27 protein-coding genes and 1 riboswitch are annotated in these 25,112 nt (G+C 59.8%); of the genes, 15 read left to right on the top strand and 12 right to left on the bottom strand.

Features of this window, described 5'->3' with window-relative positions:
• Window positions 1-18 precede the first annotated feature (18 nt).
• The 3 genes from C8K63_RS00260 to C8K63_RS00270 all read right to left on the bottom strand — a co-directional run bounded on the left by C8K63_RS00260 (window position 19) and on the right by C8K63_RS00270 (window position 3,119).
• Window positions 19-960 (bottom strand): MerR family transcriptional regulator, encoded by a 942-nt coding sequence (locus C8K63_RS00260; RefSeq protein ID WP_108214871.1) that lies wholly within the window; start codon window positions 958-960, stop codon window positions 19-21.
• Complete coding sequence (locus C8K63_RS00265; protein ID WP_108214872.1) at window positions 960-1,919, bottom strand: DUF523 and DUF1722 domain-containing protein; 960 nt, start codon at window positions 1,917-1,919, stop codon at window positions 960-962. Before C8K63_RS00265 ends, C8K63_RS00260 begins: the two co-directional genes overlap by 1 nt.
• Before the next feature lie 213 nt (window positions 1,920-2,132).
• On the bottom strand, window positions 2,133-3,119 hold the full coding sequence (locus C8K63_RS00270) for an NAD(P)/FAD-dependent oxidoreductase (protein WP_108214873.1): 987 nt from the start codon (window positions 3,117-3,119) through the stop codon (window positions 2,133-2,135).
• A 196-nt stretch (window positions 3,120-3,315) separates the two neighbouring features.
• On the opposite strand from C8K63_RS00270, the gene C8K63_RS00275 reads away from it, so the two are divergent.
• Both C8K63_RS00275 and hemH read left to right on the top strand, forming a co-directional pair.
• Entirely contained in the window at window positions 3,316-4,218 is a 903-nt protein-coding gene (locus C8K63_RS00275; protein ID WP_108214874.1) for a TIGR01777 family oxidoreductase, read from the top strand.
• Between the two features lie 13 nt (window positions 4,219-4,231).
• Window positions 4,232-5,254: a ferrochelatase gene (hemH, locus tag C8K63_RS00280; protein WP_108214875.1), complete on the top strand. Its 1,023-nt coding sequence runs from the start codon at window positions 4,232-4,234 to the stop codon at window positions 5,252-5,254.
• Window positions 5,255-5,363: 109 nt separating this feature from the next.
• Here hemH and C8K63_RS00285 read toward each other — a convergent pair whose 3' ends face one another.
• Together C8K63_RS00285 and upp are read right to left on the bottom strand one after the other, a co-directional pair.
• Entirely contained in the window at window positions 5,364-6,638 is a 1,275-nt protein-coding gene (locus C8K63_RS00285; RefSeq protein ID WP_108214876.1) for a uracil-xanthine permease family protein, read from the bottom strand.
• 2 nt (window positions 6,639-6,640) lie between these two features.
• Window positions 6,641-7,279: a uracil phosphoribosyltransferase gene (gene upp / locus C8K63_RS00290; protein WP_108214877.1), complete on the bottom strand. Its 639-nt coding sequence runs from the start codon at window positions 7,277-7,279 to the stop codon at window positions 6,641-6,643.
• A gap of 175 nt (window positions 7,280-7,454) precedes the next feature.
• Here upp and C8K63_RS00295 point away from each other — a divergent pair, with 175 nt between their 5' ends.
• From C8K63_RS00295 to C8K63_RS00310, 4 genes are all read left to right on the top strand, one after another.
• The gene (locus C8K63_RS00295) at window positions 7,455-8,012 is read left to right on the top strand and encodes a hypoxanthine-guanine phosphoribosyltransferase (RefSeq protein ID WP_008045996.1); all 558 of its coding nucleotides are present in this window, start codon (window positions 7,455-7,457) and stop codon (window positions 8,010-8,012) included.
• Window positions 8,013-8,015: 3 nt separating this feature from the next.
• Window positions 8,016-8,489, top strand: a complete 474-nt coding sequence (locus C8K63_RS00300; protein ID WP_108214878.1) for a WbuC family cupin fold metalloprotein — start codon at window positions 8,016-8,018, stop codon at window positions 8,487-8,489.
• A gap of 167 nt (window positions 8,490-8,656) precedes the next feature.
• Window positions 8,657-9,142 (top strand): hypothetical protein, encoded by a 486-nt coding sequence (locus C8K63_RS00305; RefSeq protein ID WP_108214879.1) that lies wholly within the window; start codon window positions 8,657-8,659, stop codon window positions 9,140-9,142.
• Between the two features lie 63 nt (window positions 9,143-9,205).
• Window positions 9,206-9,493 (top strand): PA4642 family protein, encoded by a 288-nt coding sequence (locus C8K63_RS00310; RefSeq protein ID WP_108214880.1) that lies wholly within the window; start codon window positions 9,206-9,208, stop codon window positions 9,491-9,493.
• A gap of 67 nt (window positions 9,494-9,560) precedes the next feature.
• On the opposite strand, the gene mqo is transcribed toward C8K63_RS00310, so the two are convergent.
• Together mqo and C8K63_RS00320 are read right to left on the bottom strand one after the other, a co-directional pair.
• Entirely contained in the window at window positions 9,561-11,069 is a 1,509-nt protein-coding gene (gene mqo / locus C8K63_RS00315) for a malate dehydrogenase (quinone) (protein ID WP_108214881.1), read from the bottom strand.
• Window positions 11,070-11,807: 738 nt separating this feature from the next.
• Entirely contained in the window at window positions 11,808-12,047 is a 240-nt protein-coding gene (locus tag C8K63_RS00320) for a hypothetical protein (protein ID WP_108214882.1), read from the bottom strand.
• A 204-nt stretch (window positions 12,048-12,251) separates the two neighbouring features.
• Between C8K63_RS00320 and C8K63_RS00325 the strand changes: the two genes are divergently transcribed.
• Window positions 12,252-12,836, top strand: coding sequence for a YajG family lipoprotein (locus tag C8K63_RS00325; RefSeq protein ID WP_108214883.1), 585 nt, complete (start codon window positions 12,252-12,254; stop codon window positions 12,834-12,836).
• Between the two features lie 125 nt (window positions 12,837-12,961).
• Here C8K63_RS00325 and C8K63_RS00330 read toward each other — a convergent pair whose 3' ends face one another.
• Complete coding sequence (locus C8K63_RS00330) at window positions 12,962-13,168, bottom strand: hypothetical protein (protein WP_108215461.1); 207 nt, start codon at window positions 13,166-13,168, stop codon at window positions 12,962-12,964.
• A 190-nt stretch (window positions 13,169-13,358) separates the two neighbouring features.
• On the opposite strand from C8K63_RS00330, the gene C8K63_RS00335 reads away from it, so the two are divergent.
• Window positions 13,359-13,637: a hypothetical protein gene (locus tag C8K63_RS00335; protein ID WP_108214884.1), complete on the top strand. Its 279-nt coding sequence runs from the start codon at window positions 13,359-13,361 to the stop codon at window positions 13,635-13,637.
• 77 nt (window positions 13,638-13,714) lie between these two features.
• Here C8K63_RS00335 and C8K63_RS00340 read toward each other — a convergent pair whose 3' ends face one another.
• Window positions 13,715-14,881: a 1-acyl-sn-glycerol-3-phosphate acyltransferase gene (locus C8K63_RS00340; protein ID WP_108214885.1), complete on the bottom strand. Its 1,167-nt coding sequence runs from the start codon at window positions 14,879-14,881 to the stop codon at window positions 13,715-13,717.
• A 139-nt stretch (window positions 14,882-15,020) separates the two neighbouring features.
• On the opposite strand from C8K63_RS00340, the gene C8K63_RS00345 reads away from it, so the two are divergent.
• From C8K63_RS00345 to C8K63_RS00360, 4 genes are all read left to right on the top strand, one after another.
• Window positions 15,021-15,203 carry a CPXCG motif-containing cysteine-rich protein gene (locus C8K63_RS00345; RefSeq protein ID WP_108214886.1) on the top strand — a complete coding sequence of 61 codons (183 nt, stop codon included), beginning with the start codon at window positions 15,021-15,023 and terminating at the stop codon, window positions 15,201-15,203.
• A gap of 9 nt (window positions 15,204-15,212) precedes the next feature.
• On the top strand, window positions 15,213-15,473 hold the full coding sequence (locus tag C8K63_RS00350) for a putative signal transducing protein (RefSeq protein ID WP_108214887.1): 261 nt from the start codon (window positions 15,213-15,215) through the stop codon (window positions 15,471-15,473).
• 35 nt (window positions 15,474-15,508) lie between these two features.
• Complete coding sequence (locus tag C8K63_RS00355) at window positions 15,509-16,132, top strand: SOS response-associated peptidase (RefSeq protein ID WP_108214888.1); 624 nt, start codon at window positions 15,509-15,511, stop codon at window positions 16,130-16,132.
• 294 nt (window positions 16,133-16,426) lie between these two features.
• Entirely contained in the window at window positions 16,427-17,245 is an 819-nt protein-coding gene (locus C8K63_RS00360; protein ID WP_108214889.1) for a M48 family metallopeptidase, read from the top strand.
• Between the two features lie 164 nt (window positions 17,246-17,409).
• Here C8K63_RS00360 and C8K63_RS00365 read toward each other — a convergent pair whose 3' ends face one another.
• The 3 genes from C8K63_RS00365 to C8K63_RS00375 form a co-directional block, all read right to left on the bottom strand.
• Window positions 17,410-17,994: a TMEM165/GDT1 family protein gene (locus C8K63_RS00365; RefSeq protein WP_108214890.1), complete on the bottom strand. Its 585-nt coding sequence runs from the start codon at window positions 17,992-17,994 to the stop codon at window positions 17,410-17,412.
• Between the two features lie 90 nt (window positions 17,995-18,084).
• Window positions 18,085-18,207: riboswitch (yybP-ykoY riboswitch) on the bottom strand.
• 52 nt (window positions 18,208-18,259) lie between these two features.
• Entirely contained in the window at window positions 18,260-19,258 is a 999-nt protein-coding gene (locus tag C8K63_RS00370) for a class I SAM-dependent methyltransferase (RefSeq protein ID WP_108214891.1), read from the bottom strand.
• A 33-nt stretch (window positions 19,259-19,291) separates the two neighbouring features.
• Entirely contained in the window at window positions 19,292-20,257 is a 966-nt protein-coding gene (locus C8K63_RS00375) for a 2-hydroxyacid dehydrogenase (RefSeq protein WP_108214892.1), read from the bottom strand.
• A gap of 91 nt (window positions 20,258-20,348) precedes the next feature.
• On the opposite strand from C8K63_RS00375, the gene C8K63_RS00380 reads away from it, so the two are divergent.
• The 3 genes from C8K63_RS00380 to C8K63_RS00390 all read left to right on the top strand — a co-directional run bounded on the left by C8K63_RS00380 (window position 20,349) and on the right by C8K63_RS00390 (window position 25,100).
• Window positions 20,349-20,978 (top strand): LysE family translocator, encoded by a 630-nt coding sequence (locus C8K63_RS00380; protein WP_108214893.1) that lies wholly within the window; start codon window positions 20,349-20,351, stop codon window positions 20,976-20,978.
• A 198-nt stretch (window positions 20,979-21,176) separates the two neighbouring features.
• Window positions 21,177-22,859, top strand: a complete 1,683-nt coding sequence (locus C8K63_RS00385; RefSeq protein WP_108214894.1) for a fatty acid--CoA ligase — start codon at window positions 21,177-21,179, stop codon at window positions 22,857-22,859.
• A 339-nt stretch (window positions 22,860-23,198) separates the two neighbouring features.
• Window positions 23,199-25,100: a DUF1302 domain-containing protein gene (locus C8K63_RS00390; protein ID WP_108214895.1), complete on the top strand. Its 1,902-nt coding sequence runs from the start codon at window positions 23,199-23,201 to the stop codon at window positions 25,098-25,100.
• The last annotated feature ends 12 nt before the right edge of the window (window positions 25,101-25,112 follow it).

A 25,112-nucleotide genomic window follows, 5' to 3' on the forward strand; every position in this document is an offset into this window, starting at 1 on the left:
GGTGTCCACTCGATCCATTTAAATCAGCCCGCGCTGAACGAGTGCCTGATGTGCCGACAACGGGTCTTCGGCCAGGTACAAATCAGCGATCTGGGCAGTACTGACGGACAACTCGGTGTGGTGGATGCATACCGTTGGTCCGGCAATCATTTTTGGGCAACTGATGCCTTTGAAAAGTTTCAGTAACTGGGCCGGATTCTGGGCTTTGCTTGAGTAGAGCAGAACCCCGCGGGGTTGTAGAAGTTCGACCGCCAATGCCAGTTCTCCGACAGGCAGCGGCCAATCGAAGACCTCCACCGGGCAATCCGCGCTGCTGATCAGCCAGGCTGTCAGCCAAAGGTGCGGCTCCATGGGCAGGTCCGAGTGGTTGACCAGCAGTAGCGGCGCAGTGCGCAACTGACGATTGTTGTGGTAGATGCGCGCACCGAACTTGCTGCGCAGCCAGGCACAAAAAAAGCCCCGCTCCATCTGTGCCCCGAACTGGCCTTGCCAGCGTTGCTCCAGAGCGGACAGCAAGGGCATCAGCAATTGCTCGCACAGGGTTCGCGGCGGATACAGCGCCATCGCCTGATTGACGCTGTCATCCAGGGCACGTTCCTGCAATCGGCTGACCGCCTGCATCAATGTTTGCAGCAGGATGTGCCAATCGTTGTCGGCGGTCTCGCTGAAGGTTTGCGGGGTGTCGAGCAATGGCTTGACCTGGCTGACGGCAACGCCACGGTTGAGCCAGGTGAGGATGGTCTGGATGCGTTGTACGTGGTCGGCCGAGAACAATCGATGGCCCTTGGGCGTGCGCAGCGGCACGATCAGACCGTAGCGCCGCTCCCAGGCGCGCAAGGTCACGGCATTGACCCCGGTTTGCCGCGCCACTTCTCGGATCGGCAGCCAACCTTCGTCCAGCGCCTTTTTAAAGTCATCGCCGAGGTCTATGCAGGCGCTGGTGTCGAGTGCTTTTTTCATCAGATGGCGTTTCGCAGGCTGAGGTTTTCCGGGTGCGGCTGCAGGTAAACCTGCCGTGCGATGTACGGATCGGGGTGCTGGCGAAAGTGATGCTTGAGCAGTGTCAGCGGTACCACCAGCGGCACGATGCCCTGGCGGTACTGAGTGATCACGTGGTGCATTTCCTGCTTGTCTTCGCCGCTGATGGCCTGTTTCAGGTAGCCACTGAGGTGTTGCAGGACGTTAGTGTGAGTGCGGCGGGTGGCGCATTTTTTCAGCGCCGTCATCAGTTCGCTGAAATAGCGGGGGCCCAGTTCCTGTGGTTCGGTTTTGCTCATGTTGCCCAGCAGGTGGCCCAGGGTTTTGTATTGCACCGGGTTGTGGGCCATCAACAGGTATTTGTAGCGCGAGTGAAAGTCCGTGAGACCGCGCCGGGTCATGCCCTCCTGGCGTAGCTGTTGCCAGGCGCTGTAGGCGAACACCCGGGTGAGGAAGTTTTCCCGCAGCACCGGATCGTTGAGCCGGCCGTCTTCCTCCACCGGCAAGTCCGGGTGCCGCAGGCAGAACGCCCGGGCGTAGATCCCGCGAGCACCACCGTCCATCCGTGCGCCGTTGGCGTGGTAGACCTTGACCGGCTCCAGGCCACAGGACGGGGAGTTTTGCATGAAGATGTAGCCGCAGATGTCCCCCAGCTGCGCTGCCATGTCCTGGCCGTAGGTGGCCAGCGGTTGTGTCACGTTAAGGTTGTGATCGAGGGTACCCACGGCTTCGGGGTGATCTGCACTGCCCACCAGCCGAATCGGCTGGCGGGGTACGCCCAGGCCGATGGCCACTTCCGGACAGACCGGGATGAAATCGAAGTAATCAGTGAGGGTGCGGCTGCACAGCCGCGATGCCTTGTGCCCGCCGTTGTAGCGCACGTCGAGACCCATCAGGCAGGCACTGATGGCGATTTTCGGTTTGGCGGGGGCGTGGAGCATCGGAGCACCTCGAATCTGAACCTGTACAAACATTCGGGTCTGTACAACATAACTTCATCATAGATTCGAAGTTGTACAAGTCAATTTTTTTGTATAGGTTTTTTTTGGTGGTGCGATGCCCCTGTAGGAGTTGCCGAAGGCTGTGATCTTTATGTCGAAGGACTGATCAAAAGATCGTCCGAACGCGGCCCGAGCCTTCGGCGGCTTCTACGATCATTGCAGGTGCGCATGCAAACGGCGCGCGGCTTCCTGACCGCTGAGCCAGGCCCCTTCGACGCGTCCGGACAGGCACCAGTCGCCACAGGCGTACAGCCCCAGATCGGCATCGGCCAGGGTGCCCCATTCGTGACTGCTGGCGGGGCGGGCGTAGAGCCAGCGGTGGGCGAGGCTGAAGGTCGGTGCGGGCATGGAATCGTGCAGCAGTTCGGCGAAGGCGCCATGCAGTTGTTCGATCACGGCTTCCTTGGGCAGGTCAATGTGCTGGCGACTCCAGGCGCTGGTGGCGTGTAGCACCCAGGTGTCGAGGGTGTTGTCGCGCCCGGGCTTGCTGCGGTTACGGGCCAGCCAGTCGAGTGGGCTGTCCTGGACGAAGCAGCCTTCCATGGGCGTTTCCAGCGGCGTTTCGAAGGCCAGGGCGATGGCCCAGGTCGGGTCCATTTTCACCCCGGCGGCGGCACCCGCGAGTTTCGGCGCTGTTGCCAGCAGAGCGGTGGCCTGTGGGGCCGGCGTGGCGATGACCACGTGGCTGAACGGTCCGTGGGTGAAGCCCTCGGCGTCCTGCAGGTGCCAGTGCTCTTCACCGCGATAGACCTCGGTGATACGGCAGGCGAAATGCACTTCAAGCTCACCGATCAGGGCGCGGGTGATGGCGCTCATACGCGGCGTGCCGACCCAGCGGGTCTGCTCGTCCGGCGACAGGTTAAGCTGGCCGCCATGATAGGTGTACAGCTGCGGCGTCCACTCGGCGACCCAACCCTCGGCTTGCCAGCGCTGGACTTCGGTGACAAAGCGCCGGTCACGGGCGGTGAAATATTGCGCGCCCATGTCCAGCGCCCCCGCATCGCTGCGCTTGCTCGACATGCGCCCGCCACTACCGCGGCTTTTATCGAATAATTGAACCACATGCCCGAGGTCAGTCAGAGCCTGGGCGGCGGAGAGTCCGGCAATGCCGGTGCCAATGATTGCGATAGGTACAGTCATAGGTGCCTCGTTTACCTTTCTGTACAGACTACGCCGGGGTTCAAACCTGTACAATATTGTTTTTTGGTATAACTTTTAGCGTTCTTGTTCTGACAGCTTGGCCTATTGTTAAACATAGAGCCTGCTCGATACCAAAGATCCCTGCTTATAAAAATAGACTAATGGACAGGGTAAAACGCCACGCGAGGAAGAAGTCATGCACATATTGCTGACCGGCGGTACTGGTTTGATAGGACGTCAGCTTTGCCGGCACTGGTTGGCTCAGGGATATCGCCTGACAGTCTGGAGTCGTCAGCCTGAAAAAGTCGCGAAAATATGTGGTGCCCAAGTGCGTGGAATTGCCCGGCTGGAGGATCTGGGGCAGGAGCCGGTGGATGCGATCGTCAATCTTGCCGGAGCGCCGATTGCCGACCGACCCTGGACGCACAAGCGAAAAGCCTTGTTGTGGAGCAGTCGCATCACGCTCACCGAAACCCTGCTGGCGTGGCTCGAAAGTCGCGAGCAGAAACCCCGGGTCCTGATTTCCGGTTCGGCTGTCGGCTGGTATGGCGACGGCGGCGAGCGTGAACTGACCGAGGATTCGGGGCCGATCAGTGAAGACTTCGCCAGCCAGTTATGCATCGCCTGGGAGGAGACTGCGCAGCGGGCCGAAGCGATGGGCATTCGCGTCATTCACATCCGTACCGGGTTGGTGCTGTCGGCGGAGGGTGGCTTTTTGTCGCGGCTGTTACTGCCGTTCAAACTGGGTCTGGGAGGGCCGATCGGCAACGGCCGGCAGTGGATGCCGTGGATTCATGTCGACGATCAAATCGCCCTGATTGATTTTCTTCTGCATCGCAACGAGGCCAGCGGTCCCTATAATGCGTGCGCGCCCAAACCGGTGCGCAACCGCGAGTTTGCCAAGGCGTTGGGCGACGTGTTGCATCGCCCGGCGTTCATGCCGATGCCGGCCTTTGCATTGAAGGTGGGGCTGGGCGAGTTGTCCTTGCTGTTGCTGGGCGGCCAGCGCGCCACCCCGGTGCGTTTGTTACAGGCTGGTTTCACTTTTAAGTTCATGGATTTGCGCGCGGCTCTGGACGATCTGTCCAGTCGCCTTTGAAATAGGACGTTGCATGACCGATCACGCGTTGCTTCTGGTTAACCTGGGTTCACCTGCCTCCACCTCGGTGGCGGATGTGCGCAGCTACCTCAACCAATTTCTGATGGACCCGTACGTGATCGACCTGCCATGGCCGGTTCGACGCTTGCTGGTCTCGCTGATCCTGATCAAGCGGCCGGAGCAGTCGGCCCATGCTTATGCCTCGATCTGGTGGGACGAAGGCTCGCCGCTGGTGGTGCTCAGCCGTCGTTTGCAACAAGCCATGACCGCCCAGTGGCACCACGGCCCGGTCGAACTGGCCATGCGTTACGGCGAGCCTTCGATCGAATCGACACTGGTTCGCATGGCTGGGGCGGGGCACAAGCGAATCACGCTGGCGCCGCTATATCCACAGTTCGCCGACAGCACCACCACCACGGTCATCGAGGAAGCCAAACGCGTGGTACGCGAGAAAAACCTCGACGTACAGCTGTCGGTGCTGCAACCGTTCTACGACCAACCGGAATACCTCGATGCACTGGTGGCCACGACCAGGTCCTATCTGGAGCAGGATTTCGATCATTTGCTGATGAGCTTTCACGGCCTGCCGGAACGGCATCTGAAGAAGCTCAACCCCGGTCACAGCTTCGAGGGTGGCGGTGATTGCTGCGCCGGGGCGCCGCCGGAGGTGGTCGCCACCTGTTATCGCGGCCAATGCCTGCGCACGGCGGCAGAGGTCGCCAAGCGTTTGGGGCTGCCGGACGGCAAGTGGTCGGTGTCGTTCCAGTCGCGTCTGGGGCGGGCCAAATGGATCGAACCCTACACCGAAGCGCGTCTCGATGAGTTGGCCAAAAGCGGCGTGAAAAAGATTCTGGTGATGTGCCCGGCGTTCGTTGCCGATTGCATCGAGACACTGGAAGAGATCGGTGATCGCGGCAAGGAGCAATTCCGCGCAGCGGGAGGGGAGGACCTGGTGCTGGTGCCGTGCCTCAACGATGACCCGCATTGGGCGCGGGCGTTGAGTGCGTTGTGCGAGCGTGCGCCGTTGGTGCTTTAAAAGCTTCGCCGGCAAGCCGGCTCCTACAGGTTTTGCATAGAACTTGTAGGAGCGGGCTTGCCCGCGAATGCTATCTGACTGGCAACAAAGATCTCAGGTCTTCATCCAATCAGATCAGCGGCTCCTGCGCCTTCTTGTGTTTCCAGCTGTCATTGCCCGGCAGGATCAGGTTCAAGCCAATCGCCACCACTGCGCACAGCGCGATGCCCTTGAGGCCGAAATCGTCCGGCCCGGTGCCGGTGCCGATCAGCACGCCGCCGATCCCGAACACCAGGGTCACCGAAACAATCACCAGATTGCGTGCCTCGGCCAGATCGATCTTGTGGCGGATCAGCGTGTTCATCCCCACCGCCGCGATCGAACCGAACAACAGGCAGAGAATCCCGCCCATCACCGGTACCGGAATGCTTTGCAGCAGTGCGCCGAACTTGCCGATGAACGCCAGGCTGATGGCGAAGATCGCCGCCCAGGTCATGATTTTCGGGTTGTAGTTCTTGGTCAGCATGACTGCGCCGGTCACTTCGGCGTAGGTGGTGTTGGGCGGGCCACCGAACAGACCGGCCGCCGTGGTGGCAATGCCGTCGCCGAGCAGGGTGCGGTGCAGGCCAGGTTTCTTCAGGTAATCGCGACCGGTCACGCTACCCACGGCAATCACGCCGCCGATGTGTTCGATGGCCGGAGCCAGGGCTACCGGAACGATGAACAGGATCGCCTGCCAGTTGAATTCCGGCGCGGTGAAGTTCGGGATGGCGAACCATGGTGCCGCGGCAATCTTCGCGGTATCGACCACGCCGAAGTAGAACGCCATGCCAAAGCCCACCAGCACGCCGGAGATGATCGGTACCAGACGGAAGATGCCCTTGCCGAAAACCGCGACGATCAACGTGGTCAGCAGTGCGGGCATCGAGATCATCATCGCCGTCTGGTAATGAATCAATTCACTGCCGTCGCCGGCCTTGCCCATGGCCATGTTGGCGGCAATCGGCGCCATGGCCAGGCCGATCGCGATGATCACCGGTCCGATCACTACCGGCGGCAGCAGGCGATCGATGAAACCGGTGCCTTTGATCTTCACCGCGAGGCCGAGGAAGGTGTAGACGAAACCCGCCGCCATCACACCACCCATGGTCGCGGCGAGGCCGAACTGGCCCTTGGCGAGAATGATCGGGGTGATGAAGGCAAAGCTCGATGCCAGGAACACCGGCACCTGACGCCCGGTGACGATCTGGAACAGGATCGTCCCCAGGCCGGCCGTGAACAGCGCCACGTTCGGGTCAAGGCCGGTGATCAGCGGCATCAACACCAGGGCACCGAAGGCCACGAACAGCATCTGTGCGCCGGATAGCACCGTGCGCCAGAGCGGATCGTTGAACTCTTGCTGCATGCTCACGCGTCCTTCTGCTTGGTGCCGAAGATCTTGTCACCGGCATCGCCAAGCCCTGGGATGATGTAGCCGTGCTCGTTCAGTTTTTGATCAATGGAAGCGGTGTAGATGATCACGTCCGGGTGAGCTTTCTCTACGGCGGCGATGCCTTCTGGCGCGGCGACCAGCACCATGGCGCGGATGTCCTTGCAGCCGGCTTTTTTCAGCAGGTCGATGGTGGCTACCATCGAGCCGCCGGTGGCGAGCATCGGGTCGATGATCATGGCCAGGCGTTCGTCGATTTCCGGTACCAGTTTTTCCAGATAGGTGTGGGCTTCGAGGGTTTCCTCGTTACGGGCCACGCCGACGGCGCTGACTTTGGCGCCCGGGATCAGGCTGAGTACGCCTTCGAGCATGCCGATGCCGGCACGCAGGATTGGCACTACGGTGATTTTTTTGCCGGCGATTTTCTCGACCGATACGGTGCCGCACCAGCCTTCGATATCGTAGGATTCCAGCGGCAGGTCTTTGGTAGCTTCATAGGTCAGCAGGGCGCCGACTTCCTGAGCGAGCTCACGGAAATTCTTCGTGCTGATGTCTGCGCGGCGCATAAGGCCAAGTTTATGACGGATCAGCGGGTGGCGGATCTCATGAATGGGCATGGGGAAAGGCTCCGGCGGCGGGCAAAAAAACCGGTCTAGATTAATCTATCCGAGGGTGTTGTCCTATAGACATACAGTACGTTAGTCCACAAAGGCTTGATCTGACCTCGCTTGATGCGTACCTTTGCCCGCTTTTCCGAATCCGTACCTCCCCTCAACCCCCCTGGAGAGCGCCATGTCCGCTGATCTCGAGCATATCCGTCAAATCATGCGAGAGGCTGACTGCCTGTACACCGAAGCTGAAGTCGAGGCGGCCATCGCTCGCGTCGGTGCACAAATCAACGATCAACTGGCGGACAGCAATCCGGTGGTGTTCTGCGTGATGAACGGCGGGCTGATTTTCTCCGGCAAGCTGCTGACCTATCTGCACTTCCCGCTGGAAGCGTCCTACCTGCACGCCACCCGCTATCGCAACGAAACCAGCGGCGGTGACCTGTTCTGGAAAGCCAAGCCGGAAGTGTCCTTCATCGACCGTGATGTGCTGATCATCGACGACATCCTCGACGAAGGTCACACCCTGGGCGCGATCATCGACTTCTGCAAACACGCTGGCGCACGTAAAGTGCACACCGCTGTGCTGATCGACAAAGACCACGACCGCAAGGCCCGTCCGGACCTCAAGGCCGATTTCGTCGGTCTGCCGTGCATCGATCGCTACATCTTCGGTTATGGTATGGACTACAAAGGCTACTGGCGTAACGCCAACGGGATTTTCGCCGTTAAAGGAATGTAAGACATGGATACGCCTCGCTTTCTGGATCAGACCTTGTTCGCCGAGCTGGCCGGGAAAGCCGCGGCCAATCCTCGTGGGCGTCAGCATCACAACTTCCATCAGATGGAAGACGCATGCCATCGCATGGCGGTGGGGTTGCAGCCGTCCACGTATATCCCGCCTCACCGGCATTTGGGTGACAACAAGGCCGAAACCCTGTTGGTCCTCAAGGGCCGGCTGGGCGTGTTGATCTTCGATGAGACCGGTACGGTGCTGAACAAGACTGTGCTTCAGGCCGGTGGCGACTGTGTTGGCGTGGACCTGCCGACCGGTGTGTTCCATGGTTTGGTGGTGCTGGAAGCCGACAGCCTGATGTTCGAGTGCAAGGCCGGTCCCTATCGTCCGGTCGGCGAAGGTGAGCTGGCTCACTGGGCGCCGCGCGAAGGCGAGCCCGGCGTTGCCGAGTATCAGGCCTGGATGCGCGCGCAGTTCGATTGATACATGCCTTCTGTAGGAGCGAGCTTGCTCGCGATGGGCGTGAACGATAACGCGTGCTGTCTGGAAGCATGCGTCGCCTTCAAGTTCATCGTCGGAACGCCGCCCGGAGCAAGCTCGCTCCTACAGGGGCGTGATAAAGTGCCCGGCCCCGCCCTCCGGAGCTTGTCATGAGCCGTTCGATCCGCTGCTGCGCCGCCTTGTTGCTGACCCTCAGCCTGCCTTTGGCTGCCGCACCTGCGCCCATGCACAGTCAATTTCTGCCGCCGGACGATCTCACTCTGCGCGATGCCGATCCCGAACAGCAGCAACTGATGCAAGTCACCGATTATTCGGTGGTGGTCGGTGCCCAGCGTCAATCCAATCAACAGCCGATTCCGGTCACGTCGCCTTTAATGATTCGTCTCAAGGGTAAATCCCTGAACAAGGGCGCCACCATCAGTCAGGTGCTGGTCAACTTCGATGGTGAAAGCAAAAGCCTGAAGAAGCCGGTCTACGACGATAAGAGCAAAACCCTGACCCTCTATTACCCGCTCGCTCAATACCGCGTGGTGATCGATTTGCTGCGCAATGACACGGTGTATTGTCAGTTTCTCAGCTATGCCAATGGCCATGTCTGGGCCGATCTGCACACCGGTAGCACTCGTCCGCGTTGAGCCTTGTGCCTGCGCAGGGGTAAACTGCCCGCCCCGTGTAATGTCTGCGAGCTGGAGTCGGCAATGCGTAAAGATAAAAAACAAGTGATTGGTGACGAGATCGGCGATGAGCAGATCAAGTTGTTCCTCGATTTCGAACCGGTCGACGCGACTTCTCCGTCCCTGCACAAACTGGTCAAGGCCTACCGTGGCCTGCGCATCGACGATTTCGAGCGTTTCCTGACGTTCTTCGTCGATGCGGGTTACGACGTGAATGGCAAGGATGAGCACGGCAATGACTTAGTCGCCCTGATCAAGGATCAGCGCAACGCCGCCGAGTACATCGAGCTGATCAACAAGGCTCGCGGTTAAGATCTTTTAAAGGCACAAAAAAACGCCCCGCCCTCAATGAGGACGGGGCGTTTTTCATGCGGCCGAATCAAGCGTAGCTTTCGGTCTCGTTACTGGCTTCAACCAGTTCCAGCGCGACGTTGTTGTGCGCATTGATCTTGCGATACAGCGCAGCGTCGGTTTCCAGAACCTTTTCCCGGGCCGGGAAGATTTCGGCCAGTTTGGTGGCCCATTCGCCCTTGGCTTTGCCCGGGAAGCATTTTTCGATCAGCTCAAGCATGATCGAAACGGTCACCGAGGCACCTGGCGAAGCGCCGAGCAGTGCCGCCAGGGAACCGTCCTTGGCCGCGACCAGTTCGGTACCGAATTGCAGGACGCCGCCTTTTTTCGGGTCTTTCTTGATGATTTGCACCCGTTGGCCGGCCACTTCCAGGCGCCAGTCTTCGGCTTTCGCTTGCGGGTAGAAGCGACGCAGGGATTCCAGGCGCTGCTCCATCGACTGCATCACTTCGCTGACCAGGTACTTGGTCAGGTCCATGTTGTTTTTCGCCACGGACAGCATCGGACCGATGTTGCCGGCACGAACCGACATCGGCAGGTCCATGAAGGAACCGTGCTTGAGGAACTTGGTGGTGAAGCCGGCGTATGGTCCGAACAGCAGGGACTTCTTGCCTTCGACCACGCGGGTGTCCAGGTGCGGCACGGACATTGGCGGCGAACCCACGGCAGCCTGGCTGTAGACCTTGGCCTGGTGGTGCTTGACCACTTCCGGGTTGTCGCAACGCAGCCACTGGCCGCTGATCGGGAAGCCGCCGAAGCCTTTGCTCTCTTCGATACCAGAGGCTTGCAGCAGCGGCAGTGCCGCGCCGCCCGCGCCGAGGAAGACGAATTTGGCATCGACTTCACGGGTGTTGCCGCTGTTGACGTCCTTGATGCTGACGGTCCAGCCACCGTTGCTGCGCTTGAGGCCGGTCACGCGCTTGCAGTACTTGACCTGGGCATCGGGTGCGCTGGTCAGGTGCTTGAGCAACTGGTTGGTCAGGGCGCCGAAGTTGACGTCGGTGCCATTGATCACGCGGGTCGCGGCGAGGGTTTCCCCAGGATCGCGGCCAGGCATCATCAGCGGCATCCACTCGGCCATCTTGGCCTTGTCTTCGGTGTATTCCATGTCCGCGAAGGCGTGGTGCTTGCTCAGCACCTTGAAGCGTTCCTTGAGGAAGGACACGCCACTTTCGCCTTGCACGAAACTCAGGTGTGGCACCGGGCTGATAAACGATTTGCACGAGCCGAACGTGCCTTTCCTGGTCAAATACGACCAGAACTGCTTCGACACCTCGAACTGGGTGTTGATGTGCACGGCTTTCTTGATGTCGACGGTGCCATCGGCGGCCTGCGGCGTGTAGTTGAGCTCACACAGCCCGGCGTGGCCGGTACCGGCGTTGTTCCACGGATTGGAACTCTCCGCGGCACCGGAATCCATCAGCTCGACGACTTCCAGCTTGATTGCGGGGTCGAGCTCTTTGAGCAGTACCGCCAGGGTGGCACTCATGATGCCGGCCCCAACCAGTACTACGTCGACTGCTTCGTTATGCGCCATTTAACGCGTCTCCAAAATCTGCAGCACCAAATTGTCGGCATGGCTGCCAGGCGTTCCGGGGCGTGTCAGTGATGCCCCTGGTTCTCTTGGCAGTGTCGCCATGTCCGAATCTTCGCAATTTATCGCAACTTCGACGGACGCTACCTGCCGGGCCTATGAGCCATATGAACTCATTTCAGCGCGCGGGAGGCAATTCGACTTATGGTCGATACATCCGTTTGTGCAACCAAATCCGTAGCGGACAGGCTTCAGGCTCCGGTGTTCGAGGAATACTCGGTCCTGTGTCGTTGGGCTGTTGTAGACGCTAATGGTGCATGTTCAGACGCAAAACTATTCATTTGCTCGCCACACTCTTGTGAAGTTGTGAAAACCCGTTTTTTTCACGCTCTTTTGAAGACGTGAACCTCAAAAAGGGCTGTCCCAGCCTGGCACCGTGCCCGGATGAATTTGCCGCCATGGGATACAAGGCAGGCAAAACGGGCAGACAGCTCAGTGACCGAGCGTAATGACAGCTCTGCAGATTCGCGAAAAGTGGAGGTTTTGCTCAACAAAACAGCAAGCGCGCCAGCTTCACTCGATCTGTGTGGGCGGCTCTCTGTGGGCGGTGCGGGGTGTCAATACAAGCGCATTGACGATGCTGCGAGGCCCGATCAGGAGACGTCCTTATAATCGGGGGGAGATTGTATCTAAGAAACGCAGGGAAATGGTCGTGTTTAATGACTTTTATTAGGTGTTTGGTCAGGTCGTCATCAGATGCTGCGCACGTGAGCGTGGCTGTTGCTGTTGCGAAACGACGCGGGCGCCGGCCGGCAGCGGCTGATTCAGCCAGTTCAGACGGACTTCTTCGATTTCAACCCAGCCATCGCCCATGGGCTGGAGGCTGCACTGCTTGAAGGCCTGGCAGTGGCCATTGCGGTCGAGCAGGGCGAAGCAGCGATGCAGTGGGCGTGGCGCGAACAGAGAGATCAGATGGCGCATGGTGAAGTACCGTGTGGATGACTGCCGATAAGGTTGCCTTCAGGTCGTTACGTGCAAGTGTATGAGTGGTGACACCTGTGTGACAGGAACCGCATCCCTCAGGGGGTGTCAGAGATTTCATCAAACATTGTGAGGTGCTGGTTCCCCGCAGTGGCGCACCGCTATACTGCCGGCCTGTTTGTGCCTGATTCTGGAGAGAAGAGCATGTTGCAACGCCTGTTGTTCGGTTTGATCACTGTGACCAGCTTGACCCTGGTTGGCTGCGCCCACAGCCCGCAACAACTGAACCCGGAACCCAAGCTGACCGCCCAGTTGGCCCCGGTCGGCCATGGCCAGCCTGTCGTGGTACGTGTAGTGGACGGTCGTCCGTCACCGACGCTGGGCACCCGTGGTGGCCTTTACCCGGAGACCAGCGCGATCACCGTGCAGGGCGCGCAGATTTTGCCGAAGCTGCAAGCCCAGGCTGAAGCCGCCGTGCGTCTGTTGGGCTTTACCCCGACGAACAATGCCATGAATGCACCGCAATTGACCGTGACCCTGGCAGAGTTGAAGTACCAGTCGCCCAAGGAAGGCATGTACGTGACCGAAGCCACCATCGGCGCCACGTTCCGCTCCGATGTACAGAACGCCAACCGTCGCTACAGCGGCCGTTATGGTTCGTCCCTGGACCAGCGCTTCGGTATGGCGCCGAACCAGGAAACCAACACCAAGCTGGTCAGCGATGTGCTCAGTGATGCATTGACCCGCCTGTTCAAGGACCCGACCGTGGGTCAGATTCTCGGCGAGTAATGCGAGCCCCTGTAGGAGCGAGCCTGCTCGCGATGGTCGTTAACGATTACGCGGGGAATCTGATACCCCGCGGCGTCTTCAAGTCCATCGCGAGCAGGCTCGCTCCCACAGGGGGGGCGGGGGTGTCAGGCCGCTTGTGAGTAAAAATCCAGCACACTCACGCCCGTCAGCAAATCCATCTCCGGCAAATCCGCATGTTGATGCCCGCCCAGGGCGCAATACACCAGCCAATGGCGGTCTTGAACGTTGAAAGCGAGGCTGCCGACGAGGGCTTGCTGTTCGTCGCTGGGGGTGATGAGGTAAAGACGATCCTGGTTTTCGGCGTGGAGCATGACGTAGTCCGTGTCGGTTTCGAGGCGCGCATGGTCGCCGATACAGATGACGAAGCCGTGACGCAGGACAGCCATTGATCAATTGCTTTGTTATTTGTCGGAAACAGAGGGCAGGCGGGCAGGCTTTCGGTAGAATTCGCGCCGCGGTCGCCGGTCCGGCACCTGCCACCTGTTTGACTTGAGGTTTGTGATGTCGCTGCACTTGATGACGCTGTTTACCGCCCATCCCGCCAAATTGATCAATCTGCTGGCCTTGCTCTTTGCCTTCCCGGGCGGCTGGCTGCTGCACGCCACCCGTCGTCGTGAAATGCGCGCGATGGCCAGCCTTCAGTCACAGCGCCAGAGCAGCCCCAACGTAGAGCCCACGCTGGACTGGGCGACCTTGCGCAAGAACCGGTTTTTCTACATCTTCGGTTTTGCCTGCATGGGGATGGCGCTGCTGGTTTCCTGGATCAGCACTCAGGTCTGAGCCTTTTCAAAGTAAAAGATCTTGATCTAAAAAGAACGGCGCCCGAAGGCGCCGTTCTCGTATCCAGTCGAAACCGCTTACAGCGGCAACCCGGCCTTCACCCGGTACTGATTGCGTACCGGCGTCGCATATTGCAGCACCAGGAACGGACGATGCTCTTCAGGGCAGGCGTCCAGGCGGCGTTGCCATTCTTCCTGGGCCTTGGCCAATTCCTCGGCCGGGAACACTTCGGCGGCTTTTGGCACCTGCAACTGCGTATCGGCGTCTTTCCACTGTGCGTACGCCAGGTAGTGCACCGGGAACAAGCGATAGCCGCTGAGGATTTGCCTGTCCATCTCGACCGCCAACTGCTTGGTGTCTTCGAACCGTTCGGTGATCGGTGCGGCAAAGTTCACATGCACCCGACCCTTGTAGCCGGTGATGCCCTTGGCGATGCTTACGTCGTCCTCGCCGGGCACCTTGGTGTAGCTGCCGCTGGTGGCGCGGATGTAAAGCTCGCGGGCTTTGGCCTGATCGCACGGGTCGTATTCGTAGCTGATCGACACCGGGGTCAGGTTCAGCGACTGGATGACCTCGCCGAACGGCTCGTCCTTGCGGCTCATGTGGAACATCTTGAGGATCGCCGACTCGGTACGGTCGTCACCGTCCTTGGCGCGACCCTCGGCCTGGGCAATCCAGATCGAGGCGCAATCGTTGCGGATCGAATGGTTGATGTACGCCGACAGCAATTGATAGGCCGCCATTTTCTCCCGGCGTCCGCTGATCGAACGGTGCACGATGAAGCTCTTGTTCAGGCGCATCAGGTCGCTGACGAAAGGCTTTTGCAACAGGTTGTCGCCAATGGCGATGCGCGGGGTCGGCAGGCCGGCGTGGTATACGGCATAGTTGACGAAGGCCGGATCCATCACGATATCGCGGTGGTTGGCGATAAACAGGTAGGCATTGCCGGACTTGAATTGCTCCACCCCGGTATAAGTGACACCGTCGGTGGCGCGCTCGATGGTGTGGTCGACGTAAACCTCGACTTTGTCCTGTAACGTGGCCACGGAGGTAATGCCGGCAAACTCACGGCGCAACCGATGGGCTATAAGAGGTTTGAGTGCCCAGCCTAAAGCGCCGGCGAAACGCGGGAAGCGGAAGTGGGTGAGGATATCTAGAAACGCCTTGTCGCCGAGCAGCCGTGCCAGCACTGCCGGGACTTCACTGTCGTCGTAAGGTCGGATGGCATCGAATTCGCCCATCATGCTCTCTTGTTGGAAACGGCTAGGGTAAGTAAAGGTTCTGATCGAAAACCGGCGGGGCACGGTCTGAAAAAGTAGCCAGACAAAAATAGCCCTGCAAATAGACCGGCGATTATACGCACAAGTCACCTGGGAGACCGCGATGCTGGAAACTGCGCAATATGAATGTCCGTATTGTGGTGAAGAAGTCGAGACCACCGTGGATCTGTCCGGCGGGGATCAGACGTATATTGAAGACTGTCAGGTGTGCTGCCGGCCGATAACCTTCGTGCTGCAGGTTCATGAAGAGGAATGGCATCTCGAAGTGTTCAGTGAAAACGAGTGAGGGGCATGTATGCAGCGCATCTATGATCCGGAGAACCTGATGGAAGGCGAGTTGCTGCAAGGCATGCTCGCCAGCGAGGGTATCGAGGCGCATCTGGTGGGCCGGGATTTGCTCGGGGGCAGCGGGGAGTTGCCGATCTATGGCTTGCTCGGGCTGTCGGTCGAGAACGATCAGGCTGCATACGCCCGCGAGCTGATCACCGCGTACAATGCCGCGCTGCCGCTGTCCGGCGATGAACCGGAGAGCTTTCCCGGCACGCTGGTCTGTTAGGCTGGCGTTCGTTTGATCAAGAGCCGTGTTGCCCCATGTGTGGACGTTATGCCCTGTTTCGCTGGAATCCCGCCTTCGCGGCGCTGCCCGGTTTTCCCGCCGACCAGCAGGCGCAGTGGAACATTTCCCCCAATGATTCGGTGTTGATGCTGCGGGCCGGGCCTGACGGCCAGCGCACGCTGGCCCGTGCCCGCTGGGGCCTGACGCCGCCCTGGCTGACCGATCTGTCCCGCACCCCGGCCCACGCCCGCGCCGAAACCGTGGCCGAACAGCCAATGTTTCGCCAGGCCTTGCGCGAGCGCCGCTGCCTGTTGCCGGCCAATGGTTTCTACGAATGGCGCGGCACGACGCGCAAGCGCCCGTACTGGCTGACGCCGGGAGAGGGCTCGTCATTATTTTTTGCGGCGATCTGGGAGGCGTATCCGGTGCAAGAGCAGGTTTGGCTGAGTACCGCCGTGATTACCCAGCCGGCGGCGAGCCAGCGGCGGCCGTTGATTCTGGATGAGGCGGGGCAGGCTGCGTGGCTCGATCCCGAGACGCCGTTGCATGTCTTGCAAGGATTACTGGCCAGTGAGCCCGCCGCGTTGCGCGAACGGGTCCTGGCCAACATGGTGAACGATCCGAAGCTTAATGGGCCGGAGTGTCTGACGCCGGGTTGATGTGTTGGCCGCACTCGACTCATCGGCGCCGCCGGCCACTTCATTGGCCACCTGGTCGATCTCGGCGATCTGCTTGGGTGGGTATGAGCGCGGCAGTTGAAAGGACTGTTCTTACGTGCCGGATGTCGTAATTGCATCAATGCGCGACGTGATCGGCTGCGGGTTTTCGCCGTATGTGAATTTTTTCTACGGCGATGAGAGCTTTGTCCGAATTGTGCGTCTTACGTCCGTTGTATCTAGCATCGTTACATTTCCACGCCTAGGATACGCGGCATGTTTTCAGGGAATTTTTTGATGAACAAGATTTTGGTTGTCAGTGCACTGGGCGCAGCGCTGCTGCTCACCGGTTGTCAGTCGGTCAATACCACCAGCGGCGGTGCCGTGGGCGTTGAGCGCAAGCAGTACATGTTCAGCATGTTGTCCTCGCAAGAGGTCGACCAGATGTACGCCCAGTCCTATCAGAAGACAGTGGGCGAAGCGTCCGGCAAAGGTGTGCTGGACAAGACCAGCAATGAAGCCCGGCGGGTTCAGGCGATTGCCGACCGGCTGATTGCCCAGGCGCCGACGTTTCGTCCGGACGCGGCTCAGTGGAAGTGGGAAGTCAACCTGATCAAGAGCGATGAGCTCAACGCCAACTGCGGCCCTGGCGGCAAAATCATCTTTTACACCGGCCTGATCGACAAGCTGAAACTGACCGACGATGAAATCGCCGCGATCATGGGCCATGAAATCGCCCACGCCCTGCGTGAGCACGGTCGTGAAGCGATGTCCAAGGCTTATGGCATCGAAATGGCCAAGCAGGGCGCCGGTGCTTTGTTGGGATTGGGGCAGGACACCATGGCCCTGGCTGATACCGTGGCCAACTACGGCATGACCTTGCCCAACAGTCGCGCCAATGAAAACGAAGCGGACCTGATCGGTCTGGAACTGGCGGCCCGCGCCGGCTACAACCCGAATGCCGCGATCACCCTGTGGAATAAAATGAGCAAGGTTTCGGAAGGTGCGCCACCGGAGTTCATGAGCACTCACCCGGCGTCGTCGAGTCGTATTGCGGCGCTGCAGGCGGCGATTCCGAAGGTCATGCCTTTGTATGAGCAGGCCAAGAAGTCTTGATAGTCATGTGGTGAGGCTGCTGGCCTCTTCGCGAGCAGGCTCGCTCCCACAGTGATTGATGTCGCACACAAACTTTGTGCTCAACAGATAACCCTGTGGGAGCGAGCCTGCTCCGGGCGGCGTTCCGACGATGAACGATAACGCGGTCTATCGACGCTATCGCGTCAAACCCACCCGCTGCTCTGCATCGCCTTGTACACCGCGACAATCGCCAGGACGAAGAACGCCGACGCCGCCAGTCGACGGATCAGGGTCAATGGCAACTTGTCCGCGGCAAAGTTACCCGCCAGAACCACCGGTACGTTGGCAATCAACATACCGAGGGTGGTGCCGATGATCACCAGCCACAACTCCGGATATTGCGCAGCCAGCATCACGGTCGCGATCTGCGTCTTGTCGCCGATTTCTGCCAGGAAGAACGCGATCAGCGTGGTCAGGAACGGCCCGAACTTGCGGGCGGTGCTGGCTTCGTCGTCATCCATCTTGTCCGGCACCAGGGTCCACAAGGCCGTCGCGGCGAAGCTCGCGGCGAGGATCCAGTGCAGCATCGTATCCGAGAAGAAACTGCCGACCCAGGCGCCTATCGCACCGGCTGCAGCGTGGTTGGCCAGGGTCGCGGCGACGATACCGGCGATGATCGGCCAAGGCTTGCGGAAACGGGCAGCGAGGATGAGCGCGAGCAGTTGAGTCTTGTCGCCGATTTCGGCCAAGGCAACGATTGCGGTAGGTACGAGTAGTGAATCCAGCATCAGGGGTTTTCCTAAGGGGCGGGTCGACACGGCTATGACACGTACAGCCTTCCCGCCCCGGGTAAGGTGTTCGTGTCATAGGTCTTGTCAAACCCTGCGATCCATCTGATGTGGATGCTTGGGTCGCATGCGCCATGGTCTTTTGACCAAGTATGTTGACGCATGCCGGACGAGCGTGGCGCTCGTGGGAGACTACTCCCCTAGGACGGAGCGGATTCTGCCTTTGCAAAACCCATTCGGCAAGCCTTCTTTTTCAAAAGAAGTACTATCCGCGTTTGGCCCGGTAGATTCGGAAACCCTGTCCTTCGGCCTTGATCGCACATACACCCAGATGCTCTTCGATCAGCGGTTGATACTTCAGGAAGCTATTCGCAACCAAGCGAAGTTCGCCACCGTTTTTCAGATGTTTGGCCGCTTTTCGCAGCAAGTTCTCCGTTGCGAAATAGTCGGTGTGCACCCCGACATGGAACGGCGGATTGCTCAGGATCGCACTCAACCCCATGGGCGCGGCATCGATTCCGTCACCGGTAATCACCTCGGCTTCCAGACCATTGGCCGCCAGGGTCAGGCGACTGCTGGCGGCGGCAAAGGCATCCACATCCAGCAAAGTGACCTGGTTGTGTGGGTAACGACGTTTCACCGCCGCGCCCAAGACTCCTGCACCGCAACCGAAATCGAGCAAGTGACCGCTGGGCAGTTTGTCCAGATGTTCCAGCAGCAGCGCGCTGCCTCGATCCAGGCGACCATGGCTGAACACCCCCGGCAGGCTGATGACCTTCAGCGGGCCTTCGGCCAGTGGCAGTTCGTAGGTCTGCGCCAGGCTTTCCAGCGGTTTGGCTTCAGGTGCATTGGCCACGGTGACCAGCCAGAGCTGGCAGTGGCGCGCGCTGTCGAGCTTGCGTGGCTTGCCGAACGGGTTGAGTTGTTTGGCGGCACCTTCGATGCCGCTTTTTTTCTCGCCGACCAGATACAACTCACGGCCGGCCAGCCGCGAGGCGAGGGCGTTGAGGATGTAGTCGGTCAGGTCCTTGGCCTTGGGCAGAAACACCACGGCGGTATCGAACGCACGCTCGGGCGCATTCACGCCAAAATGGCTGCGCTCGGCGAAACGGGCGTCCAGCGCCGCTTGATCGCCGGCGTGCCAGCACCAGCCGTGAGCGTCGGGCAGACGGCCTAGCAAGTCGTCGGCGGGCAAACCGGCCAACAACACCGAACCCTGGAATAACTCGGCCTGACGAAGCAGTACTTCACTGCGCGGATCCATAACTGCTCCCTTGAAAAAAAGTGCCGCAGTTTATCAACTGACGACCCGCAGCGCCTTACCGCTGAAGTATCCCTGTGCGTTTTCGGTCACTTGGCCAACGATTCGCTGGCGCGCTTCGCGGCTGCCCCAGGCGTTGTGCGGGGTGACGATCAGGCGCGGAATATCGTGGGCCAGCAGCGGATTGCCGTTGACGGGAGGCTCGACGCTCAGCACGTCCGTGGCGGCGCCGCCCAGATGGCCGTTGCGCAAGGCGTCGGCCAGCGCCTGTTCGTCGATCAGACCACCGCGTGCGGTGTTGACCACAAATGCACCGGGCTTCATCGAGGCCAGTTCAGGGGCACCGATGAAGTGGCGGGTATATTCGTTGAGTGGGCAGTGCAAGGTCAGGGCATCGACCTGTGGCAACAGTTCATTCAGCGGCAAGCGGTCCGGCCGGGCGGGGCGTCCGGGAATTTGCCCCAGCAGAACGCGCATGCCGAAGGCTTCGGCCAGCCGTGCGACTGCGCCGCCCAATTCGCCGTGGCCCAATAGGCCAAGGGTTTTGCCTTCGAGTTCGACAATCGGGTAATCCAGCAAACAGAACTGTTTGGCCTGCTGCCAGCGACCTTCGCCGACGGCTTTTTGATAATCGGCCAGGCGTGTGGCCAGGTTGAGCAGCAGCATGATCGTGTGCTGCGCCACCGATGGCGTACCGTAGCCCTGGCAGTTGCACACGGTAATCCCGTGGGCGCGGGCGGCGGCGAGGTCGACATTGTTGGTGCCAGTGGCGGTGATCAGGATCAGCTTGAGATCAGGGCTGGCGGCCATGGCGGCGGCATCGATGACAATTTTGTTGCTAATGGCGACGGTGGCGCCCTTGAGGTGTTCGATGACCTGATCGGGCAGGGTCTGGGCGAACAGCTGCAAATCGCTGAAACAATTGCGCAACGGGTTGAGGTCAAGGTCGCCGAGGTCCAGGGACGGATGGTCGAGGAAAACGGCGCGGCGAGTGTTCGTCATCAACTGTACCTTTTGTGCAGTGAACTGAAGGCGTAATCTGCCGAGCCTACCAGATGGAATAAATAGTTACGCTTGGCCTGAAGGAGCCCCCATGTACTGGACAGAGTTCTTGACCGTTGCCCTGATTCACCTGCTGGCCGTGGCCAGCCCCGGCCCGGACTTTGCCGTGGTGGTGCGTGAGAGTGTTACCCACGGTCGCCGCGCGGGCACCTGGACCGCGCTGGGTGTGGGGACGGCGATTTTCCTGCACGTAGGTTATTCGTTGCTGGGTATCGGCCTGATCGTGTCCCAGTCGATAGTGCTGTTCAATGCCTTGAAATGGGCCGCCGCCGCTTACCTGCTGTACATCGGTTACAAGGCACTGCGCGCGCAACCGGCCAAGCCTGTGGCGGACGGTCTGCACAAGGAAGCCGGCGAGCGCACGGCCCGTGGTGCCTTCACCTCAGGTTTCGTCACCAACGGTCTCAATCCGAAAGCCACGCTGTTCTTCCTCTCGCTGTTCACCGTGGTGATCAACCCGCAAACACCACTGGCCGTACAGGCCGGTTACGGGGTTTACCTGGCAGCGGCGACAGCGGTCTGGTTCTGCCTGGTGGCGATGTTGTTCAGCCAGCAGCGCGTACGCGCCGGGTTTGCGCGCATGGGTCACTGGTTCGACCGGACCATGGGCGCGGTACTGATTGCGATTGGCGTGAAGCTGGCTTTTACCGAGATGCATTGATCAATCACACATCCTGTAGGAGCTGCCGCAGCCTGCGGCAGCTCCTACAGTTTCTGTCATGAAAGCCTACGAATGCTGGCGCAACGCTAGCATTTGCGCAGCTCTGCAAATCATTCCTTTGGCTGATTTGGCTGACGAACAAGGGCACTACAGTGCGTACTTTCAGTCACGACCGTGCAGTCAGAAAAAGGGATTCTTATGTTGCAGACTCGCGTTATCCCCCCGGCCGAAGGCGCTTACCAGTACCCGTTGTTGATCAAGCGGCTGCTGATGTCTGGTGCCCGTTATGAGAAAACCCGCGAGATCATCTACCGCGACAAGTTGCGCTACAGCTACCCGACCCTGATCGAACGGGTGGCCCGTCTGGCCAACGTGCTGACAGCGGCCGGGGTCAAGCCCGGGGATGCCGTGGGTGTGATGGACTGGGACAGCCATCGTTACCTGGAATGCATGTTCGCCATCCCGATGATCGGTGCGGTGATCCATACCATCAACGTGCGCCTGTCGCCGGAACAGATCCTCTACACCATGAACCACGCCGAGGACCGCTTCGTGCTGGTCAACAGCGAGTTCGTCGGTCTCTACAAGGCCATCGAAGGGCATCTGACGACGGTCGACAAAACCCTGTTGCTGACTGACCTGCCGGAAAAAACCGCGGACCTGCCGAACCTCGTCGGCGAATACGAACAACTGCTGGCCACGGCGAGCCCGCAGTACGACTTCGAGGATTTCGACGAAAACTCGGTCGCGACCACGTTCTATACAACCGGCACCACCGGTAACCCCAAGGGCGTGTACTTCACCCATCGGCAACTGGTGCTGCACACCATGGGCGTGTCGACCATCATGGGCGCGATCGATAGCGTGCGCCTGCTGGGCACCAACGACGTGTACATGCCGATCACCCCGATGTTCCACGTCCACGCCTGGGGCTTGCCGTATGTGGCGACCATGCTCGGGCTCAAGCAGGTGTATCCCGGCCGCTATGACCCGGAGTACCTGGTGGAATTGTGGCGCAAGGAGAAGGTCACGTTCTCCCATTGCGTGCCGACCATCCTGCAGATGGTCCTCAATGCCAAGGCTGCGCAGAATGTCGACTTCGGCGGCTGGAAAATCGTCATCGGCGGCAGCGCCCTGAACCGCACCTTGTATGAGGCGGCCAAGGCCAAGGGCATTCAGTTGACCGCCGCCTACGGTATGTCGGAAACCGGGCCGCTGGTGTCGTGCGCGCACCTCAACGACGAATTGATGGCCGGTACCGAAGACGAACGCACCACTTACCGGATCAAGGCCGGTGTGCCGGGGCCACTGGTGGAGGCGGCGATCGTCGACACCGAGGGCAACTTCCTGCCCGCCGACGGCGAGACTCAGGGTGAACTGGTGCTGCGTGCACCGTGGCTCACCGAGGGCTACTTCAATGAACCCCAGAAGGGCGCGGAGCTCTGGGCCGGCGGCTGGCTGCACACCGGCGACGTGGCGACCCTGGACAGCATGGGCGTGATCGACATTCGTGACCGGATCAAGGACGTGATCAAGACCGGTGGCGAGTGGATTTCCTCCCTGGACCTCGAAGACCTGATCAGCCGTCATGAAGCGGTACGTGAAGTAGCAGTGGTGGGGATCCCCGATCCGCAGTGGGGGGAGCGACCGTTTGCCCTGCTGGTGGTTCGTGAGGGGTACGTAATCGGAGCCCGGGAACTCAAGGAACACCTCAAACCGTTTGTGGAGCTGGGGCACCTGAGCAAGTGGGCGATTCCGAGCCAGATCGCCCTTGTTACTGAAATTCCCAAGACCAGCGTTGGCAAACTCGACAAGAAGCGTATTCGTGTCGACATCACCGAATGGCAGGCCACCAACAGTACCTTCCTCTCGACGCTTTAAGCGCCTCCCGGCGTGCCCGAAAGGGCACGCCAGCCCCACCAAGCAAGCGCTTGGCTTGTCAAATCGATTTTTTCAGCCATCCTTGCCGTGCCGACGGGTGTCGGACTGGCGAAAGGACTGTTCCAGAGTGGCTGGCAGCTGCAAATCACACTTTAGAGGGATCAAGCACAACTACCTGCTGGCTATAGTCCGTTCAAGGATTTTTAAGAACGGAGCAACCGCACGAACCGGGGCGATGCATCTTTGGAATGACTTTGGGACGCCATGGCTCCCGGTTATCCACAGCGTTTTTAGAAGTGCTCATTGCCATAAAAATAAAATGCACATGGAGTAGCGTCGATGACATCAGTAAACCAGTTCTGGCGCCGGGCGAAACTGCCCCTGGCTGTCAGTCTTGCCTCTACGCTCGCCGGGCCAGCATTCGGCGTCAGTTTCAACGTCGGTGAAATCGAAGGTCAGTTCGACTCATCCCTGTCGATTGGTGCCAGCTGGTCTACTCAGCAGCCGAACAAGAACCTCATCGGTGTCAACAACGGCGGCAAGGGTTTGTCCCAGACCTCTGATGACGGTCACCTGAACTTCAAGAGCGGGGAAACCTTCTCGAAGATCTTCAAGGGCATCCATGACCTTGAACTGAAATACGGCGATACCGGTGTTTTCGTCCGAGGCAAATACTGGTACGACTTTGAATTGAAGGACGAAAGCCGTCCGTTCAAGGACATCAGCGACGACGGTCGCAAGGAGGGCGCCAAGTCCGCAGGCACTCAACTCCTCGACGCCTTCGTCTACCACAACTACTCCATTGCCGATCAACCAGGTTCCGTGCGCCTGGGCAAGCAGGTCGTGAGCTGGGGTGAAAGTACCTTCATTGGCGGCGGCATCAACTCGATCAACCCGATCGACGTGTCGGCATTCCGCCGTCCGGGTGCCGAGATCAAGGAAGGCCTGATCCCGGTCAACATGTTCTATGTGTCCCAGAGCCTGACCGAAAACCTCTCGGCCGAAGCGTTCTATCAAATTGAATGGGATCAGACGGTCGTCGACAACTGCGGCACATTCTTCTCCCAGCCAGACATCGTTGCCGACGGCTGCAACGACAACCTGCGTGTGCTTAACAAGCGTTCGCAAATTCCGGCCATTGCCCTGGGGCCTTTGGCCGCCAATGGCGTCGACGTCAACGAAGAGGGTGTTCTTGTGCGTCGTGGCCCCGATCGTGATGCCCGCGACAGCGGCCAGTGGGGCGCGTCCTTCAAGTACATGTTCGACCCGCTGGACACCGAGTTCGGCGCCTACTTCATGAACTACCACAGCCGTGCGCCGATCTTCAGCGCTACCGGTGCGCCGCAGTCGGTCTTCAACACGGCCAGTGGGTTGCCCGGCCCGTTCGCGGCACTCGGGCCACTGCTGGTGGCAGGTAATTCGCAATACTTCATCGAATACCCCGAGGACATTCGCCTGTATGGCTTGAGCTTCTCCACCACCCTGCCTACCGGTACGGCGTGGAGCGGTGAGATCAGCTACCGTCCGAACGCGCCAGTGCAGCTCAACTCCACCGACATCCTGTTCTCCGGTATACGTCCCTTGGGCAATAACAACCCGAACAATCCGTTGACCAATGCATCGCTGCTTACCGGCGTACCGGGTCAGGACCTGCACGGGTATCGTCGCAAGGAAGTCACCCAGTTCCAGACTACCCTGACGCACTTCTTCGACCAGGTCATGGGCGCCAGCCGTCTGACCCTGGTGGGTGAAGTGGGCGTGACCCACGTTGGCGGCCTGGAAAGCACTTCCGACGTTCGTTATGGCCGCGATCCGGTCTACGGCCCGGGTGAGTTGCCAGCCTCTGGTGCGCTCGATACCTGCGTGGCGCTCAACACCAGCACCATCAACGGTGCGGGCCCGGGTACGCCGACCAACAACCGCAGCCGCAACTGCACCAACGAAGGCTTCACCACCCCGACTTCGTGGGGCTACCGCGGTCGTGCCATCTGGGAATACAACGACGTGTTTGCCGGTGTGAACCTCAAGCCGAACGTTGCCTGGTCCCATGACGTGAGCGGTTACTCCCCTGGCCCTGGCGGCAACTTCGAGGAAGGCCGCAAAGCGGTGAGCCTGGGTGTCGATGCCGAGTACCAGAACACCTACACCGCGAGCCTGGCGTACACCAATTTCTTCGACGGCAAGTACACCACCGTGGATGACCGCGACTTCGTTGCGCTCAGCGTCGGCGTGAACTTCTAAGCACTGCATTTT

Source organism: Pseudomonas sp. GV085, from assembly GCF_003050925.1.
Lineage (GTDB): Bacteria > Pseudomonadota > Gammaproteobacteria > Pseudomonadales > Pseudomonadaceae > Aquipseudomonas.

What these genes read in the sequence shown, in the direction of transcription:
- C8K63_RS00260 (WP_108214871.1), bottom strand. Translation starts at nt 960, where the DNA reads ATGAAAAAAGCACTCGACACCAGCGCCTGCATAGACCTCGGCGATGAC.
- C8K63_RS00265 (WP_108214872.1), bottom strand. Translation starts at nt 1,919, where the DNA reads ATGCTCCACGCCCCCGCCAAACCGAAAATCGCCATCAGTGCCTGCCTG.
- C8K63_RS00270 (WP_108214873.1), bottom strand. Translation starts at nt 3,119, where the DNA reads ATGACTGTACCTATCGCAATCATTGGCACCGGCATTGCCGGACTCTCC.
- C8K63_RS00275 (WP_108214874.1), top strand. Translation starts at nt 3,316, where the DNA reads ATGCACATATTGCTGACCGGCGGTACTGGTTTGATAGGACGTCAGCTT.
- hemH (WP_108214875.1), top strand. Translation starts at nt 4,232, where the DNA reads ATGACCGATCACGCGTTGCTTCTGGTTAACCTGGGTTCACCTGCCTCC.
- C8K63_RS00285 (WP_108214876.1), bottom strand. Translation starts at nt 6,638, where the DNA reads ATGCAGCAAGAGTTCAACGATCCGCTCTGGCGCACGGTGCTATCCGGC.
- upp (WP_108214877.1), bottom strand. Translation starts at nt 7,279, where the DNA reads ATGCCCATTCATGAGATCCGCCACCCGCTGATCCGTCATAAACTTGGC.
- C8K63_RS00295 (WP_008045996.1), top strand. Translation starts at nt 7,455, where the DNA reads ATGTCCGCTGATCTCGAGCATATCCGTCAAATCATGCGAGAGGCTGAC.
- C8K63_RS00300 (WP_108214878.1), top strand. Translation starts at nt 8,016, where the DNA reads ATGGATACGCCTCGCTTTCTGGATCAGACCTTGTTCGCCGAGCTGGCC.
- C8K63_RS00305 (WP_108214879.1), top strand. Translation starts at nt 8,657, where the DNA reads ATGAGCCGTTCGATCCGCTGCTGCGCCGCCTTGTTGCTGACCCTCAGC.
- C8K63_RS00310 (WP_108214880.1), top strand. Translation starts at nt 9,206, where the DNA reads ATGCGTAAAGATAAAAAACAAGTGATTGGTGACGAGATCGGCGATGAG.
- mqo (WP_108214881.1), bottom strand. Translation starts at nt 11,069, where the DNA reads ATGGCGCATAACGAAGCAGTCGACGTAGTACTGGTTGGGGCCGGCATC.
- C8K63_RS00320 (WP_108214882.1), bottom strand. Translation starts at nt 12,047, where the DNA reads ATGCGCCATCTGATCTCTCTGTTCGCGCCACGCCCACTGCATCGCTGC.
- C8K63_RS00325 (WP_108214883.1), top strand. Translation starts at nt 12,252, where the DNA reads ATGTTGCAACGCCTGTTGTTCGGTTTGATCACTGTGACCAGCTTGACC.
- C8K63_RS00330 (WP_108215461.1), bottom strand. Translation starts at nt 13,168, where the DNA reads ATGCTCCACGCCGAAAACCAGGATCGTCTTTACCTCATCACCCCCAGC.
- C8K63_RS00335 (WP_108214884.1), top strand. Translation starts at nt 13,359, where the DNA reads ATGTCGCTGCACTTGATGACGCTGTTTACCGCCCATCCCGCCAAATTG.
- C8K63_RS00340 (WP_108214885.1), bottom strand. Translation starts at nt 14,881, where the DNA reads ATGATGGGCGAATTCGATGCCATCCGACCTTACGACGACAGTGAAGTC.
- C8K63_RS00345 (WP_108214886.1), top strand. Translation starts at nt 15,021, where the DNA reads ATGCTGGAAACTGCGCAATATGAATGTCCGTATTGTGGTGAAGAAGTC.
- C8K63_RS00350 (WP_108214887.1), top strand. Translation starts at nt 15,213, where the DNA reads ATGCAGCGCATCTATGATCCGGAGAACCTGATGGAAGGCGAGTTGCTG.
- C8K63_RS00355 (WP_108214888.1), top strand. Translation starts at nt 15,509, where the DNA reads ATGTGTGGACGTTATGCCCTGTTTCGCTGGAATCCCGCCTTCGCGGCG.
- C8K63_RS00360 (WP_108214889.1), top strand. Translation starts at nt 16,427, where the DNA reads ATGAACAAGATTTTGGTTGTCAGTGCACTGGGCGCAGCGCTGCTGCTC.
- C8K63_RS00365 (WP_108214890.1), bottom strand. Translation starts at nt 17,994, where the DNA reads ATGCTGGATTCACTACTCGTACCTACCGCAATCGTTGCCTTGGCCGAA.
- C8K63_RS00370 (WP_108214891.1), bottom strand. Translation starts at nt 19,258, where the DNA reads ATGGATCCGCGCAGTGAAGTACTGCTTCGTCAGGCCGAGTTATTCCAG.
- C8K63_RS00375 (WP_108214892.1), bottom strand. Translation starts at nt 20,257, where the DNA reads ATGACGAACACTCGCCGCGCCGTTTTCCTCGACCATCCGTCCCTGGAC.
- C8K63_RS00380 (WP_108214893.1), top strand. Translation starts at nt 20,349, where the DNA reads ATGTACTGGACAGAGTTCTTGACCGTTGCCCTGATTCACCTGCTGGCC.
- C8K63_RS00385 (WP_108214894.1), top strand. Translation starts at nt 21,177, where the DNA reads ATGTTGCAGACTCGCGTTATCCCCCCGGCCGAAGGCGCTTACCAGTAC.
- C8K63_RS00390 (WP_108214895.1), top strand. Translation starts at nt 23,199, where the DNA reads ATGACATCAGTAAACCAGTTCTGGCGCCGGGCGAAACTGCCCCTGGCT.